Source organism: Acinetobacter sp. CY17 (genome assembly GCF_059515825.1).
On sequence record NZ_JCAKMX010000009.1, the window covers coordinates 25935 to 43261 of the forward strand.

The window sequence follows — 17327 nt, forward strand, 5'->3', positions numbered from 1 at the left end:
GTAAACAAAAATCTTGTCGCTTAAATTATTTAATTTCATCCATAGAGCGCAAGTTTTTCACAGCCATACGCTGTTCATTCTTACGGTCACGTTCTGGCATCATCTTTGGCTTATAAATTGGCTTAAGATCATCACCAATCACCGCAGAAAGTGGACGGCGCTCTAATTGAATTTGGTCTTGTAATAGCATTAATGCTTGGATTAATGCTTCAGGACGTGGTGGGCAACCTGGGATGTAAACATCCACTGGAATAATTTTATCCACACCTTGTACAACTGAATAGATGTCGTACATACCGCCTGAGTTGGCACAAGCACCCATTGAAATGACCCATTTTGGTTCAAGCATTTGTTCATACAAACGTTGAATTACAGGTGCCATTTTCATAAAGCACGTACCAGCCACAATCATCAAATCGGCCTGACGTGGTGAAGCACGAATAACCTCGGCACCAAAACGTGACAAGTCATGCACGCCGGTTAATGTTGTTGCATACTCTACGTAGCAGCAAGATGTACCAAAGTTAAACGGCCAAACTGAGTTCTTACGACCCCAGTTTACTGCTGTATGTGCTACGTCCTCTAAACGAGTCATAAACACATTTTTATTCACTTCTTCTTGTAAAAGCGGGTCTTCTACGACAATACGCTCTTGAAGTGGATATTGGTCAGCATCCGGATTCGCACGGGTTAAGGTATATTTCATCCCGTATTACTCCTTGTCAGATGATATAGCCGGTGACTTTTGTTTCACACGACCAGAGGATTGCGCTGGGATTTGACCTGTAGGGTCAGTCACCAATTCTTCAATTGAGTTAAAGCGTGTAATTTCTGCAAGGTCCATATTTGGTGAACCAATTTTAGGTTTAATCCCTGCTGCTTTACGTTTATCAGAAGGTGCCCAGTTCAGTGCGCCAGTTGAAAATTCGTAAATCAAACCAACAAGTAAAACTAAAATAAATACAGCTGCAGTTGCAAAACCTACCCAACCTACTTCACGAACCGAAACGGACCATGCGTAGAGGTACAATGCTTCTAAGTCAAATACAACGAAGAAGATTGCCACCAAATAGAATTTTGCCGACAAGCGAATACGTGCACCACCTGCACCTACAACACCTGACTCAAATTGCTCCTGCTTAGCACGACCCCATGATTTACCCCCGAGGAGTAATGGGACAGTGAGCATAAAGACGCAAAGAAATGTAACGCCGATCACGAAGGCAATAATTGCCCATTCGTATGGAGTAATGGCACTCATGCGGGGATAACTCCTGGCAGGCCTAATTTATTAACAAAGAATGTATGTATTGGCCTTCAAATACACCAAACACAAAATTAATCCCGCCAATTGTACCTGATTTTGGATTTCACTTGCTAGCTTATCGGCCTTAGTCTTTTGGATGATTTTTTAACCACTTAAGCGTTTTTGCGCGCTTAAGTGCCTTGTAGTCGCACTTAATCGGTTTATTAAATTAAAAGCGTTAAGCTTATTATTTTTTTCAAAAATCTATGTTGATGTATTGACTGTAAAAATAGCGATTGCTTGCAAGAAATCATAAAAAACAAAAACTAACTGTGAGGCTGTTATTATCAAAATCGTCTCACTGATATAAATTTCTAGTGATCAAGCAACAAGGTGACAAAATTTAAATGCTATTTTTCTGTCTAGGCGGATGTTTTTTTTCACTTTCAAACTCATGAATAGGCCGTTAGCTTTCATGTTGTTTTTCTAAACAACTAAATCTGATTTCAAGCTGTTGCCCACCTCGCTCTTGTGTCAGTTAAGCCAGCTGACCTTTTGTCTTGTTTTTGCAACCTTTGCTGTTTTTTTATGCAGGTCATGCTATTTGTATTAAGCCCACAACAAAAACAGATCAAAATAAGGAGTAAAGACATGAGCTTGGCATTTACCCATAAACCGGATTATTTCTTATTTGCCCAGTTAATTATTCGTCATATTCAAAATTACGTGCAAAAGCATCCTGACAATAACAATGCGAGTTTTGACTTACGTGATATTTATGAGTTATTCCATCAAGATATGGCCTCTGCCACAACCAATTTAGATGGCATTATGAACATTGCAGATGAATATCAAGTTGAAACCTTAGACGGTGATCAGAAGCTGATTCGACGCTATGAAATTGATGGCAAAGAAAATAAATTACTGATTGATTTTGATCCCGCTGCCGTGACTGCACTGCGTAATGGCCGCCCGATTATTCCACCGGATGCCACTTTGCACGAGTAACATCGAGTTTATGATAGCGCTAAAAAAGCAGGCAAGGTGCCTGCTTGATGCATTTCGCTTAACTTTTACGATGCAGTAGGAACTCTGAGATACTGCGTAACTGCTCAGCACCGGTTTCAAAATGCTGTAATGCAGCAAAGGCTTGATCATGCAATTGCTGTGCATACGCCTGTGCTTGTTGTAAGCCCATTAATGCAGGATAAGTCGACTTTTCGACTTGCTGATCCTTGCCTGCAGTTTTTCCTAATTGCTCGGTATCAGCAATAATATCTAAAATATCATCTTGCACTTGGAACGCTAAGCCAATGGCTTGTGCATATTCACGTAGTTTTGGAATCGCTAAATCAGTGCCTTTAAACACCGTGACTGCTGCCAGCATAATCGCTGCGGAAATTAAAGCACCAGTTTTATTGCGATGAATATTTTCTAAGGCAGTTTGGTCAATCTGTTGCCCCTCAGCTTGTAAGTCTAACACTTGACCACAGACCATTTTTGAGCTTGCTGTGGCAAGAATTTGCATTTGTTTGAGCACAATGCCTTGATCCACCGCCTGAGCTTGATCAAACAAACGACTGCCCAACACTTCAAAAGCCATCGATTGCAAAATATCGCCTGCTAATAACGCCGTATCTTCACCAAATGCCACATGACAGGTCGGCTGACCGCGACGCAACAGGTCATTGTCCATACATGGCAAATCATCATGCGCCAGTGAGTAGCAATGTATGAGTTCAATGGCAACTGCTGCACGGCGTACTGCGGCAAAGTTTTGATTCGGGTTTAAGGCAGCTGTGGCATAACACAACGCAGGGCGAACACGTTTCCCACCTAACATCACCGCATGATGCACCGCAGCTTTTAAAGGTTCTGGCAGTGCAAAAGCCTGCAAGGTGGTCATGAGATCTTGTTGAATTTGTTGCTGTGCGGATATCAGTGCATTGTTTTGCTGAAGGGACACTTTCGCCTCGAATCAAGAAGTTAGGATTGCACGGCACATCATACTGTGTTCTGCGCCGAGATGCATCCAAGTTTAAAGAGCATGGTAACGATAAAATTCAGCATGCTGATAGTAATACACACTGTTTTTAAGCTGTTGTTTAGCCGTATACATGGCTTGATCAGCCTGCTCTAAAGCATGAATCACTGTATGAGCAGACGCAACTTCAGCCACCCCAGCTGAAATTGAAATATCGTTATTGGCGAGTGCAAACTCTTGATTTAAAGACAATACCGCTTGTCGAATCTGTTCTACAATCTGGCACGCTTCTGCTAAGTGCTGCTGCTCAAATAAAATCACAAATTCTTCACCCCCAATCCGGTACATGCTGGGCCAAGCATATTCTTGACTCAAACGTCGTAATAATTTTCCTAATTGGCTTAAGACACGATCAGCAAAAACATGCCCATATTGGTCATTTAATGTTTTAAAATTATCTAAATCCAAAATCGCCACAGTCAATGCATTATGTTGCTGCAGTTTTTGTGCAAAGGCATGGCGACTCGCAAGACCTGTGAGTTCATCACGATCGAGTTGCTGTTTTAAATGCCGATTAGATTGTTTGAGTTGGCGCTGTTTAGCAGTTAAATCACTGACATCGACCGCACAGACCAATACTGCCGTAAGATCATGCTTGGCATAATAAGGTTGAAAGCTTAAACGATGCTCGCGCCCTGCAAATACATGCTCAAAAGGTTGTAGCGCTTGCCCTTGCCTTAAAATTCTTAGGTCATTGCAATAGGATTGATAACAAGACTGATCAATCTGTTGTAAATAACGTCCAACTACCTCAGAGAAAGGCTTCAGAAAAAAATCTGCATAATGTTGATTGGCCGCCAGCACTTTTGCATCGGGCGCTAATAATACAGCGGCGACCGGTAAAACGTGGATTAAACCTTGCAATTGCTGCAAGGAATAGTCTTCAAAATCCGTTACTAACATACCATCACACAACCTTTGTCCAAGTTGCATGCTAACAAAATTTAGGACAAAGGTTGAGTTGGATTGAAATTTTTTCTTTAGTTAAGGGTATCTTGCGGAATACGTACCCAACCTTCCATCAAAACGCGGGCACTACGACTCATGACCGCTTTTTTCACTACCCATTGCCCATTTTCTTGAATGGCCTGCGCACCCACACGTAAAGTCCCTGATGGATGTCCAAAACGCACCGCTTCTCGTTCACCGCCACCTGCAGCTAAATTGACCAAAGTACCCGGAATTGCTGCTGCTGTACCAATGGCAACCGCTGCTGTACCCATCATGGCGTGATGTAGTTTACCCATTGACAAGGCACGCACCAGTAAATCACAGTCATGTTCTGTCAACTGCTTAGCACTTGAGGTGATATAAGCTTTAGGTTTGCTTACAAAGGCAATTTTTGGCGTATGCTGACGTTTTGTTGCTTCAGCTACATCATCAATTAAGCCCATGTATTTAGCGCCATAAGCACGAATGGTTTCTAAACGCGCTAAGGTTGCAGCATCGCTATTAATCGCATCTTGTAACTCAGTACCCTCAAAACCTAAATCTTCAGCGTTCATAAAGATGGTTGGAATACCGGCATTAATAAATGTAGCTTGGAATGTACCAATTTCAGGCACTTCAAATGTATCCACCAAGTTACCTGTAGGGAACATGGCACCCCCATCTTCACCATCATCGGCTGGATCTAAAAATTCAATTTGTACTTCTGCCGCAGGGAAAGTTACACCATCGAGTTCAAAATCACCGGTTTCTTGGACTTGACCATTGCTGATTGGCACATGCGCAATAATGGTTTTGCTGATATTTTTTTGCCAAATTTTCACGGTACAGATGCCATGTTCAGGAATTTTATCGGCATCCACTAAACCATTGCTAATCGCAAACGCGCCTACTGCTGCGGTTAAGTTGCCGCAGTTGCCACTCCAATCCACAAATGCTTGATCAATAGACACTTGCCCAAACAAATAATCAACATCATGATCGGTTTGGCTACTTTTGGCCAAAATCACCGTTTTACTGGTACTCGAGGTTGCCCCACCCATACCGTCAATTTGCTTCCCATAAGGGTCTGGACTACCAATGACACGGAGTAAAATTTGGTCACGAATCCGCCCCGGCACTTGCGCAGCTTCAGGTAAATCGTCGAGTTTAAAGAACACGCCCTTACTGGTTCCACCACGCATATAGGTTGAAGCAATTTTAATTTGTGGGGCAAAAGTCATTGTTATTTCATCCTTTTCATCATTGTTATTGGCAGTCACCCTGCTTGCGTTAAGAATACTGCTTTTTGCTTGCAATGACATTGTCTTAGGACTTAAGTATAAAAAATCAACATTTAAGCATCTTTTAAAAACATCAATATTTAAGGATTTCGCCAACCAATAAAATTAATCTATTGATTCAGCTATCATTTATAAAAAATAGAAGTATGATTTTTTTTTATACAAGGCATAACAAAAAATCAACATTAGCGCTCTACTAGGCGAATTGTTTGTGATCTATTACAATCAAATGACTTATCCATTGTCGGGCTGAATACTTTGAATAACGAGTCTTCGCAACTTCAGCGTGGCTTAAAGAACCGTCACATCCAACTCATCGCCATGGGCGGCGCGATTGGTACTGGCTTATTTTTAGGTTCCGCACAGGTCATCCAATCTGCAGGTCCTTCCATCATTTTAGGCTATGCCATTGGTGGTTTTATTGCATTCTTAATTATGCGTCAACTGGGCGAGATGATCGTTCATGAGCCCGTTGCAGGTTCATTTAGTCATTTTGCATATAAATACTGGGGTAAATTTCCAGGCTTTTTAGCCGGCTGGAATTACTGGATTTTATATATTTTAGTGGCCATGACAGAACTCACAGCCGTGGCTAAATATATCAATTATTGGTGGCCACATATCCCGGCATGGGCATCGGTTTTATTTTTCTTTGTGGTGATTACCTTAGTCAACTTAGGTAATGTGAAATTTTATGGTGAATCAGAGTTTTGGCTCTCTATCATCAAAGTGACTGCGGTCATTTCGATGATTGTGTTTGGTATTTACTTGCTCATGACCGCAGGCCCAGACTCAACAGCATCCTTTACCAACCTTTGGACTGCAGGTGGTTTCTTCCCCAATGGTTTTGAAGGTCTATTTTATATGCTGGCCTTCTTAATGTTTGCTTTTGGCGGCATTGAGCTCATTGGTATGGCAGCGGCTGAAGCTAAAGATCCACAAAAGACCATTCCTAAAGCGATTAACCAAGTGGTGTTTCGTATTTTAGTGTTCTACGTGGGTGCTTTAACCATTTTATTGTCACTTGTTCCTTGGAATCAGCTCGAACTTGGCGGCTTGGATAAGAGCCCATTTGTCATGATTTTCAGTCAATTGGGCATTGATTGGGCAGCACATTTGCTCAACTTTATTATCTTAACCGCCGCTTTATCGGTATATAACAGTGGCATGTATGCCAATAGTCGTATGCTGTTTGGTTTAGCGCAGCAAGGCAATGCGCCAAAAGTGTTTATGAAAGTCAATAAACAAGGCGTTCCAATTCCAGCGGTATTGTTCTCAGCACTGTTAATTTTTGGGTGTGTGCTTTTAAACTACTTTGTCCCTGAAGATGCTTTAAGTCATTTAATCTACATTGTGGTAGGTGCTTTGGTTTTAAACTGGGCCATGATCAGCTTAACCCACTTTAAGTTTATTCAAGCAATGAAGAAAACTGGCGAAAAAACCTTGTTCCCAGCTCTCTTCTCACCGTTCGGCAATATCTTAGTATTAAGCTTTATTGGCGTGATTTTATATATCATGTGGACGCAAGGGTTTAAAGAATCAGTACTGATGCTTCCGATTTGGATTATCAGCATGCTGATTTTATTTAAATTACTTAAACCTGGCAAAAAAGCCTAATTGTTAAATATTTAAAAAGTTATTGCTCCGGCAATAACTTTTTTTTTGGCGAAAATTGGCGTACATTATCGCTTGCGCGCCTTTAGCTTAATTGGATAGAGCAGTTGCCTCCTAAGTGACCGGCGTGGGTTCGACTCCCGCAAGGCGCACCATTTTTAGCCTCTATTCTTGCCAACTACGACTTAATATTGATCTTATCAGTATAATTTTCCTGATTTTTTATGTTAATCTCATCACAATTTCTCATGAAAATAACGATTGTGTTGAAGGATAATATTCAGGATGATACAGGACTACATTCCCTACGAACTGAGATCATTGGTTACACAGATTGACCCCTATTTAGATCTCTATTGGCAAAACAATTTAAATAACATTTTTCAGAACATCGATCCCGAACAACGTGATCGTATTTATCGTCAGATTCTAGTTAAAAAAAATATTAAATGGGATTCTGAGCACAATCGCTTTAGCTGTACACCTGCAGCACATTTTGAGCTGGTGGTGCAAGCGATTGTTCACCCGGGTATGAAAAATCTAGGTCAAAAAATTTTAAACTCGCTGAGTGAACTTGAAAAATACCAAGATGCCTTTGAAATTGCCAATTACTTAGAAAGTATCCTCGCGCAGCTTGATAAAACCAATGTGGAAGAAAACCTTAACTTACAACAGATTAAGCTAAACTTACGCCATGGTTTTATTTATACCGCGGCCAGTATAGTCAATGCCAAAACAGAGATTCGATTGCCTGACAATCATCGCCGTTTAACCACCGATATGCTGAAATGCTTTATTTGCGAAGTATTTTTAAAACAACAGCTGCTGCATTTGTATTTTAAAACCTTGCGTGGACGACAATTAACACGCCAGTCGCATCCACTCCTGCACATGTTTTTAGTCGAACAACAAAAATTACGTCAGCTAGAAATTATTAAAACCTCGCGTTATATCTTTGCTTTAGCTCAAAGTGATCAGCCCGATGTCAATCCATTTTCAATCCGCCGCTTTTTAAGCGAAGAACGTTTGGCCTTAAGCGATAATATTTATTTAAATGCCGCTGTATTGGATTTGGCTTATCTGAATGAGCCTGAACATCAGCAATTTTTCCAATGGCAAGTACAGCGCATTATTACCGTTGAAAAACAAATTGGTCAGCATGTGATTGAATTTGTCAGTCAGCTGGAACAAGTCAATAATGAACGTTTACTACCGCTGTTAGTTAAACCCTTAGATGCATCAGGTTTAGTGATTGAAAAAGTGGTGGAAAAACGCTTATTGGCTTTTGAAAAAGAACTGGGCATTCAAATTTTAGAACCCATGCATTATGCACTGCGCCACAAGGCCCAGCATATTGATGAAATGGACTATTTATATATGAGCACACGGCAACTGATTGCTGACATCATTAGTTATTTCTATGACTTCCAATCCCAAGCGGCGGTGATGTTTGATAGTCAAGCAGATCAATTTGCTGCGCGCTTAAAATCTTATCTGGCGTTACATGAAAAACGCCGTAACCAAGTATTTGCTTTGTTATCTCATGAAGATTGGGCACAACATCATGAAATCATGTTGCAGCCGATTAACAATCTTAATTTAACTGTACGTAGCGCCTTAAACCAATATCGTGAGTGTTATCGCCAGCTCAAAGAGCTACAACGTGCTTTGGACAAAGAAGGTCAATCGCTGTTGGGCAAAATGTTCAATAAATCTAAAAAAATTGAAGAGCAGATTCAAGCCTTAAAAGAAAAAGCGTTTCATGAACGGCAAAATGCTTATTTAGATATTATACGTATTCCCAAACAATACCCCAATTTAACCGTGTATCTAGAGTTTGAAGCGTTAATTTCAATTAATCATAAAGAGCGCCATTATGCTTTTCCAGTAGGTGATAACGGTGTTACCCATTTACCGCTTTTGGTGCAGTTGCCGGAAGACCGCGGCTTAATCAATCTGCAAGAAATTCATCAGCATCTTGATTTTGATTTAAAACTGGCCAGTCAAAAATGGTCGGACTACGAACTCGATGATATTGCATAATTAAATCTCATTTTAACCGAGCAGTCATGCTCGGTTATTTTTTTTACTTTACTCAGTTTTATTCTGTGCTAATTTAAGGCAAGATTGAATCAAATGCATGAAGCATTGATGTAATAAAAACGATGACAGTCTCAGACTGCACAACAAGGAATGAATATATGCAATTAAAAAAGTTAACAGCCGCACTTTGCCTTTTGGGATTACCGTTAACCACTTTTGCTGCAGCCCTCGACCGTTCAGGTCAATCTATTGCCGGATTTTTACAGCCAGATAACTACTTTGAAGCAGGGATTAGCATTTTAGATCCAAACGTTTCAGGGCAAGATATTTCAGGCAACAATACTGGTGATATGGCCAGTGACTACTACTATCCACATGCCGTATTAAAATTACAACCAACTGAAAAGTTATCGGTAGGTTTAATTTATGATCAACCTTTTGGTGCTGATGCCGAATATAGCGGGCGTAATAACTTTGTGAGCACAGCCTCAGATGTAATTTTACCGCCGAGCAATTTAACCAATGGTTTAGCTGTCATCACTGGACAACCTAACTTTATTGCACCAGATGGGACGCCCTTACAGGTTAATCCAAGTACAGGACAACCCGTAGCGATTGCACTCAACAATGCCACCACAGGCGGCACTTCAGTTGAAGTGATGACGCAAAATTTGAACTTTTTAGTGGGTTTTCAACCCAATGAACACTGGAATTTCTACGGTGGTGCAGTTTATCAAACCTTAAAAGCCGATGTGAATTTGCGTGGTAATGCCTATAGCTTATTTAATGGCTATGGTTTAGATGTGCCAGAAGATAGCGCAGTAGGTTGGTTGGCAGGTTTTGCGTATCAAATTCCTGAGATTGCTTTAAAAGCATCTGTAACCTATCGTTCTGAAATTGACCATGAATTTACGGCACGTGAAAGTATGCCTTTAGTACCTGCGATGGGAACTTTACTGGTATCACAAGGGTTGATTACACCCGAGCAAGTGGCAGCTTTAGGTCAATCCGGCCAAAGTAAAGTGACCACTCCTCAATCGGTTAATCTAGATTTCCAAACCGGTATCATGGCGGATACGGTGGCTTTTGCCAATGTGCGCTGGGTCAATTGGAAAGATTTCTCTATGCAACCTTACCAGTTTGGACAATTATCGCAGCTGGCCGGAAATTTATTACCTAGTCTTGGCAAACCCGATGGTTTTAATTTAGTCGATTACTCCAAAGATCAATGGTCGGCAAACGTAGGTGTCGGGCGTAAGATGAATGATCAATGGGCAGGAAATGTATCTGTGGGCTGGGATTCTGGCGCAGGTAATCCCGTAACCACCTTGGGCCCGACCGAAGGTTTTTGGAATGTGGGCTTAGGCTTACAATATAGCCCAACACCAAAATCGTTTATTGCAGGCGGGGTCAAATATCTATGGCTTGGTGATGCTAAAGCGCAAACCGGCGCTCACTCACCTGCAGGCCAGTTTAATGACAATGACGCATTGGCCTATGGTTTAAAAATTGGCCATCGCTTCTAAAATTTAGAAACATTTTTTAACAAGACCGAATTTAGTGCTGACTAAATTCGGTATTTTTATACACTTATAAATTAATTGATCAAATTTAAAGCATTTAAGTTTTTAATGTCATTTCAGCCAATGCAATTTATTTTTTATTTTTTTTAACGTTTTAAATCATATAGATATAAATTTACATATATGTCATTTATTAACAATAATATGTCATTTTGTACAAATTTCACCGAATTTAGCTAATTTAAAGCATTTACTCTTTTTTTAATTGTGGTAATTTTCCAACAAAATTTACTTACCGCTTTTATCAAGGACTGAAGCTATGAAGCTTTCTGTATTGTCTGCAGCAGTGCTATTGACTGCGTTGCCGTTGACCACTTTTGCTGCTGGTCTAGATCGTTCTGGTCAATCGATTGCTGCATTTTTACAACCAGGCAACTATGCAGAAGCAGGGCTTTCAGTTCTTGATCCGACTGTAGAAGGTCAAGGTCGCGATCAAAAACCGGTCAGCGATATGGCAGATGATTACTACTTCCCTTCTGCTGCAGTAAAAGTTCAAGCCACTGATCACATTTCTTTGGGTTTGATTTACGATCAGCCTTATGGTGCTGATGCTAGCTACGCAGCCGATAACTTTATGTTTGGTGATGGTACACAAGGGACAACCGTTGAAGTACGTACCAATAACTTAACCGCATTAATGGGCTATCAACCCAATGAAAATTGGAACTTTTATGCAGGTCCAGTGTGGCAAACTGTAGAAGCGGATATTCAGTTACGTGGTGCAGCCTATGGCGGTGCTGCAAAACTTGGTAACTACAATATTAAAGTAGATCAAGAACCTGCTTTTGGTTGGCTTGCTGGTTTTGCGTATCAAATCCCTGAAATCGCTTTAAAAGCTGCAGTAACGTATCGTTCTGAAATTAAACATAAAGCCAATACAACAGAAACCTCAAGCATTCCGCAACTTCCTGCAGGCTACCATCCCTTGTTTCCAAATGGTGTTGATTTAAGCCAAGTGGTGAGTCGTGTTGAAGCGATCACCCCTCAATCGGTGAATGTGGATTTCCAAATGGGTATTGCGGCTGATACTTTGGCCTTTGCTAATCTACGCTGGGTACATTGGGATAACTTTGTGGTTCGCCCAGAGTTGATGAGCCATCCTTTGGTGAATCAAAATCTGATTGATTATTCAGATGATCAATGGTCAGCCAATGTCGGCGTGGGTCATAAATTTAATACCAAATGGGCCGGCAATGTCTCTGTTGGTTATGACTCTGGTGCGGGTAACCCAGTCACGACTTTAGGCCCAACAGAAGGCTATTGGAGCGTAGGTCTAGGCGGTCAATATAGCCCTGCCGAACATTACTTTATCCAAGGTGGAGTAAAATACTTCTGGTTAGGAGATGCAACCGCGCAAACGGGTGGTAATGCAGTCGGTGAATTCTCAGATAACCATGCCATTGGTTACGGTATGAAAATTGGCTACCGTTTCTAACTGAATATGCCGGATCCTCGTGATCCGGTTTTTTTATCCCCCTGCAATAACAATTAATCCCCGATGTTTTGACCTTCAATTAAAAAAATTCCTGATTTAAACTGAGTATTTTAAAGCATCAGGGAAATATTAAATCTATTGTTAGCATGCAAGTTACTAGGCTTATGTATAAAGGCTTACCACTTTACGAGACGCTGGTAATCTGCCGCACTGAAGCTTGAATCAAGGCTTGTTTCAGCGCATCAAAGCCATAAATCGCTCTAAACTGCGGAAATTGCGCAATGACATGTTGCGGTGCTTCAAATAAAAAACCCACCTCAGCTTCACTGAGCATGCCAATGTCATTATAGGAATCACCTGCTGCCAGTACTCGAAAATTTAAATCATGTAATGCCTTCACTGCTTGTGTTTTTTGATCGGCTTGACGCAATTGATAATCAACAATAATACCTGTCGGATCGACCTTTAATTGATGACAAAATAAGCTTGGATAGCCCAGTTGCTGCATCAGAGGCTGAGCAAACTCATAAAAAGTATCCGATAAAATAATCACTTGAAAATGCAAACGTAACTCATCTAAAAAAGCTCTGGCACCATCAAAAGGCTGCATTTGTGCAATCACTGCTTGTACGTCTTGTAATTTAAACCCATGTTGGTGAAGCAAATGAAGGCGCTGTTGCATGAGCACATCGTAATCGGCAATATCGCGGGTGGTGGCTGCAAATTCAGCAATGCCGGTATGTTTAGCAAAACTGATCCAAATTTCTGGCACCAGTACCCCTTCAAGATCCAAACACACCACTTCCATGTACTTTCCCCAGTTTTAGCCTTCAATCAAGTTATAATAGCCAAAACCTAAGGCCATTTTTGTTGTTTTTTTAAATCTATTTAATTCATAACGATCTCATTTTTAGTGCTAAGCAGATAAATTCAATTGGATTAGAATATTTTACCAATCAAGTTATATAGGTTTTGAAGTGCCCAAGCCTATTTGCCAGGAACGCTCATGACAACCATCCCCACTATTGATTTAGTTGATGCCCTTGCGGCCGAATATGCAGAAAAATCGCCTTTTGAAATTATGGCGCTTGCGCTTGAACAACAAGGTGATATTGCCATTTCTTTCTCTGGTGCCGAAGACGTCGTATTGATTGATATGGCTGCTAACTTAGGTAAGCCTTTTCGCGTATTTAGTTTAGACACTGGTCGCCTGCACCCTGAAACTTATCAATTTATTGATAAAGTGCGTCAACATTACGGGATTGAAATTGAAATCTGCTTCCCAGAAAGTCAAACCGTACAACAGCTAGTCACTCAAAAAGGCATGTTTAGCTTTTTTGTGGATGGCCATAAAGAATGCTGCGGAGTACGTAAGGTCGCACCGTTACGTAAAAAATTAGCCACTTTAGACGGTTGGATTACAGGTCAACGCAAAGACCAAAGCCCAGGTACACGTAACGAAATTCCTGTAGTACAAGCAGATGTTGGTTTTTCAGGTCCAGGTAAACAATTGATTAAATACAACCCACTTGCCAATTGGTCAAGTAGCGATGTGTGGAACTATATTCGTTTAATGGAAATTCCATATAATGCCTTACATGAAAAAGGGTTTATTTCGATTGGCTGTGAACCATGTACTCGTCCTGTTTTACCCAACCAACATGAACGTGAAGGTCGTTGGTGGTGGGAAGAAGCCACGCATAAAGAATGTGGTCTACATGCCGGAAATCTAAAATAACTAACTCGCCACTGCCTGCAGTGGCTTTTTTTTAAACAAAGATTGATAAAGTATTTTTTTTAATTACAATCACTTATATAATTCGATTTAAAACACGTCATAACTCTAAAAAGTAATTTAAAAATACGAGGCAACCGGATATGCGTCCCTTACATCCCATTGATTTACTCTTTTTATCTTTAGAAAAACGCCAGCAGCCCATGCACGTTGGGGGATTATTTTTATTTCAAATTCCAGAAGATGCACCCTCCACCTTTATTCAGGATTTAGTGGCTGATATTCGACATGAAAAAAGTATTCCTGTGCCCCCTTTTACCAATAAGCTCAATGGCCTATTTTGGGATGATGATGCTGAATTTGATTTAGAACATCACTTTCGCCATATTGCCCTGCCACATCCTGGGCGTATTCGCGAACTGTTAAGCTATATTTCTCAAGAACATAGCAGCTTAATTGATCGCGCTAAACCGCTTTGGACCTGCCATATTATTGAAGGGATTGAAGGCAATCGTTTTGCCATGTACTTTAAAATCCATCATGCCATGACCGATGGCGTAGCAGGTATGCGTCTATTAGAAAAATCTTTTGCCCATGATCCACAAACCAAAGGCATTATTGCGCCATGGTGCGTGGAAAGTCGCCGTGCTAAACGTCTTAAAAACCCTGAACCGCCCAGCAGTAAAATTAAAAAATTGGCCCATCTCTTACAAAGCCAATGTAAAGCCACCCCTAAAGTCATGGCAGAGTTGGTTTCGGCGTTTAAAGATAAGAAAAATCATCATCCTGATTATGTATCGAGTTTCCAAGCCCCGACCACTATTTTTAATCAACGTGTAAGTGCCTCACGCCGTTTTGCTGCACAATCTTTTGAGTTAGAGCGCTTACGTGGTATTGCCAAGGCCTTAAATGTGACGATTAATGATGTGGTATTGGCAATCTGTTCAGGTGCTTTACGTGAATATTTACTCAGTCAAAATGCACTGCCAGCCAAGCCGATGATTGCCATGGTGCCAGTCTCTGTACGCAATGATGATTCCGACACCTCTAATCGTATTACCATGATTTTGGCCAATTTAGCTACCCATCAAGCTGAGCCACTGGCACGTTTAAATACCATTCGACGCAGTGTAATGAATGCTAAACAACGCTTTAAACGCATGAGTAGTGATCAAATTTTAAGTTATAGCGCCTGTGTCTATAGCCCTGCTGGCTTAAATATTATTTCAGGACTATTACCTAAACGCCAAGCCTTTAACTTGGTGATTTCTAACTTACCCGGCCCAACAGAAGCACTGTATTGGAATGGCGCACGTCTTGATGCTATCTATCCGGCTTCCATTGTTTTAGATGGCCAAGCCCTCAATATTACCATGACCAGTTATATGGGTAAGCTTGAAGTGGGCTTAACGGCCTGTCGTAACGCAGTGCCTAAAATGCAGAATTTAATCACTCATTTAGAAGATGAAATTGCCTGCTTTGAAGCCTTAATTGAACATCCCCAAACTGAAGCCCTAGTTAAGGTAGGCTTGCAGGAAGTTAGCTAGTAATTGGTAGAAATTGCCAATAAATTTACAAGATTAAGGGGCTAATTTAGCCCCTTAATTTTTAATCATTCGACATTGTTGCAATAGTTGATGACACACTGAACGCACCATTGCTGTTGTAATTTGTACTTCTTTACCTTGTTCGTCCACCATGTAGGCATGGTGGGTGTTTTTATGCTGGCTTGGATGATGTTGAACACTTGCTTGCATTATGACTTTACTCATTCCCATACTGACCTCGTTTGCTTGACCGTTATTTTGACATCTCGGTCTTGGCTAGCTTGTACTGTCATATTGAGCAAGATGGAGCAGAAAGTAAAATATCAGATGTAACAAGTGTTTAACGACATCCTGTTACAATTTCAGTTTAAAATGATATCGTATTGCTCTTGCGTATATAAATTTTCGACTTGGAATTTAATCACCCGATTAATGAAATGCTCTAGATCCGCTACTGCTGGCGCTTCAATGGTGAGTAAGCGATCAATCACCAAAGGATGGGCAACGACAGTAAAGCCAATCTGCGAACTAAAAGCACGGGTATAACGTAGAATCTCTCGAAAGATTTCGTAACACACTGATTCCGCTGTTTTGATGTAACCACGCCCCTGACAGGTTGGGCAAGATTCACATAATAAGTGCTCTAAAGATTCACGGGTACGTTTCCGCGTCATTTCCACCAAACCCAATTCCGAGACTTGGGTAATTTTGGTTTTGGCATGATCACGCTCTAACATCTGCTCAAACTGGTTCATCACTTCTTCACGATGCTGCGCTTCTTGCATATCAATAAAGTCAATAATGATGATGCCACCTAAATTACGTAAGCGTAACTGACGGGCAATGACCTGTGTGGCTTCCATGTTGGTTTTAAACACAGTGTCTTCAAGCGTGCGTCCACCCACGTAAGAGCCAGTATTGACGTCAATCGTGGTCATGGCTTCGGTTTGGTCGATCATGAGGTAACCACCCGATTTTAGCGCGACACGGGTTTGTAGCGCCTTTTGAATGTCTTCTTCAACATTATATAAATCAAAGATTGGACATTCACCCGGATAATGCAATAAACGATCCTGCATCATGGGTACAAATTCTGCGACAAACTCTTGTAACTTGCCATGGACTTCACGTGAGTCAACATAAATTTTTGCGGTTTTTTCGTTGGCTAAATCACGAATAATGCGCTGTGGTAGTGGCAGCTCTTCAAAGATTAACGACGGTACTGCAATGCTTTTTTGCTTACGTTGAATATATTCCCAAAGCTTGGCCAAATAGGCCATATCTTGCGCAATATCTTCTTCACACACGCCTTCGGCTGCAGTACGTACAATCACTGAACCCGGGAGTTTATGCTCGGCTTGAATATTTTCAATAATACCGCGTAAGCGATTGCGTTCTTCTTCAGCCTCAATGCGCTGTGACACACCGGTATGACTGCCATACGGCATCAGCACCAAATAACGCGACGGAATAGACAGGTCAGTCGATAAACGTGCGCCCTTGGTGCCAAGCATATCTTTCATGACTTGGACAGTCAGAATTTGCCCGGGCTGTAATAGTTCAAAGACATTGGGGGTTGGCTGCTGACGTGGCCATACCATATCGTTGATATGTAAAAATGCGGTCCGTGATAAACCAATATCTACAAATGCAGCTTGCATACCCGGCAATACACGTACCACTTTGCCTTTATAAATATTGCCGACCAAACCACGTTTGGCAGTACGTTCAACGAATAACTCATTGACGGTACCATTTTCAATTAACGCCACCCGACATTCCATCGGGGTGACGTTAATTAATAATTCGTCAGACATAATAAAACTCAAAACATTATAAAAATTCTTTT

At 41.1% G+C, this 17327-nt stretch carries 15 protein-coding genes and 1 tRNA gene; 8 read left to right on the plus strand and 8 right to left on the minus strand.

All coding sequences use genetic code 11. The features are described from left to right. Nucleotides 1-25: 25 nt before the first annotated feature. Together AC5YCI_RS08065 and AC5YCI_RS08070 are read right to left on the minus strand one after the other, a co-directional pair. Nucleotides 26-706 (minus strand): NuoB/complex I 20 kDa subunit family protein, encoded by a 681-nt coding sequence (locus AC5YCI_RS08065; RefSeq protein WP_496129323.1) that lies wholly within the window; start codon nt 704-706, stop codon nt 26-28. Between the two features lie 6 nt (nt 707-712). After that, entirely contained in the window at nt 713-1261 is a 549-nt protein-coding gene (locus AC5YCI_RS08070) for an NADH-quinone oxidoreductase subunit A (RefSeq protein WP_496129322.1), read from the minus strand. A 636-nt stretch (nt 1262-1897) separates the two neighbouring features. On the opposite strand from AC5YCI_RS08070, the gene AC5YCI_RS08075 reads away from it, so the two are divergent. Then, nucleotides 1898-2254, plus strand: coding sequence for a hypothetical protein (locus AC5YCI_RS08075; RefSeq protein WP_496129321.1), 357 nt, complete (start codon nt 1898-1900; stop codon nt 2252-2254). 58 nt (nt 2255-2312) lie between these two features. Here the strand turns inward: AC5YCI_RS08075 and AC5YCI_RS08080 are convergent, their stop codons facing one another. The 3 genes from AC5YCI_RS08080 to prpF form a co-directional block, all read right to left on the minus strand. Further along, entirely contained in the window at nt 2313-3212 is a 900-nt protein-coding gene (locus AC5YCI_RS08080) for a polyprenyl synthetase family protein (protein ID WP_496129320.1), read from the minus strand. Between the two features lie 72 nt (nt 3213-3284). Then, nucleotides 3285-4193: a GGDEF domain-containing protein gene (locus tag AC5YCI_RS08085; protein ID WP_496129319.1), complete on the minus strand. Its 909-nt coding sequence runs from the start codon at nt 4191-4193 to the stop codon at nt 3285-3287. A gap of 77 nt (nt 4194-4270) precedes the next feature. Next, nucleotides 4271-5461, minus strand: a complete 1191-nt coding sequence (gene prpF / locus AC5YCI_RS08090; protein ID WP_496129318.1) for a 2-methylaconitate cis-trans isomerase PrpF — start codon at nt 5459-5461, stop codon at nt 4271-4273. A 318-nt stretch (nt 5462-5779) separates the two neighbouring features. Here prpF and AC5YCI_RS08095 point away from each other — a divergent pair, with 318 nt between their 5' ends. The 5 genes from AC5YCI_RS08095 (at nt 5780) to AC5YCI_RS08115 (ending at nt 12196) form a co-directional block, all read left to right on the plus strand. Beyond that, a complete protein-coding gene (locus tag AC5YCI_RS08095) occupies nt 5780-7138 on the plus strand; it encodes an amino acid permease (RefSeq protein WP_496129317.1) in 1359 nt (452 codons plus the stop codon). Nucleotides 7139-7214: 76 nt separating this feature from the next. Next, nucleotides 7215-7290 (plus strand) — tRNA-Arg (locus AC5YCI_RS08100). Between the two features lie 130 nt (nt 7291-7420). Beyond that, on the plus strand, nt 7421-9178 hold the full coding sequence (locus AC5YCI_RS08105; protein WP_496129316.1) for a hypothetical protein: 1758 nt from the start codon (nt 7421-7423) through the stop codon (nt 9176-9178). A 158-nt stretch (nt 9179-9336) separates the two neighbouring features. After that, the gene (locus tag AC5YCI_RS08110; protein ID WP_496129315.1) at nt 9337-10704 is read left to right on the plus strand and encodes an OmpP1/FadL family transporter; all 1368 of its coding nucleotides are present in this window, start codon (nt 9337-9339) and stop codon (nt 10702-10704) included. Between the two features lie 316 nt (nt 10705-11020). Continuing rightward, nucleotides 11021-12196 carry an OmpP1/FadL family transporter gene (locus tag AC5YCI_RS08115; protein ID WP_496129314.1) on the plus strand — a complete coding sequence of 392 codons (1176 nt, stop codon included), beginning with the start codon at nt 11021-11023 and terminating at the stop codon, nt 12194-12196. A gap of 184 nt (nt 12197-12380) precedes the next feature. Here the strand turns inward: AC5YCI_RS08115 and thrH are convergent, their stop codons facing one another. Beyond that, nucleotides 12381-13004 carry a bifunctional phosphoserine phosphatase/homoserine phosphotransferase ThrH gene (thrH, locus tag AC5YCI_RS08120; protein ID WP_496129313.1) on the minus strand — a complete coding sequence of 208 codons (624 nt, stop codon included), beginning with the start codon at nt 13002-13004 and terminating at the stop codon, nt 12381-12383. 198 nt (nt 13005-13202) lie between these two features. On the opposite strand from thrH, the gene AC5YCI_RS08125 reads away from it, so the two are divergent. Both AC5YCI_RS08125 and AC5YCI_RS08130 read left to right on the plus strand, forming a co-directional pair. Next, complete coding sequence (locus AC5YCI_RS08125; protein ID WP_496129312.1) at nt 13203-13934, plus strand: phosphoadenylyl-sulfate reductase; 732 nt, start codon at nt 13203-13205, stop codon at nt 13932-13934. Between the two features lie 140 nt (nt 13935-14074). Next, the gene (locus AC5YCI_RS08130; RefSeq protein ID WP_496129311.1) at nt 14075-15478 is read left to right on the plus strand and encodes a WS/DGAT/MGAT family O-acyltransferase; all 1404 of its coding nucleotides are present in this window, start codon (nt 14075-14077) and stop codon (nt 15476-15478) included. Between the two features lie 54 nt (nt 15479-15532). Here the strand turns inward: AC5YCI_RS08130 and AC5YCI_RS08135 are convergent, their stop codons facing one another. Both AC5YCI_RS08135 and rng read right to left on the minus strand, forming a co-directional pair. Further along, nucleotides 15533-15709, minus strand: coding sequence for a PA1571 family protein (locus AC5YCI_RS08135; protein WP_496129310.1), 177 nt, complete (start codon nt 15707-15709; stop codon nt 15533-15535). A 131-nt stretch (nt 15710-15840) separates the two neighbouring features. After that, nucleotides 15841-17295, minus strand: a complete 1455-nt coding sequence (gene rng / locus AC5YCI_RS08140; RefSeq protein WP_496175430.1) for a ribonuclease G — start codon at nt 17293-17295, stop codon at nt 15841-15843. Nucleotides 17296-17327: the final 32 nt, after the last annotated feature.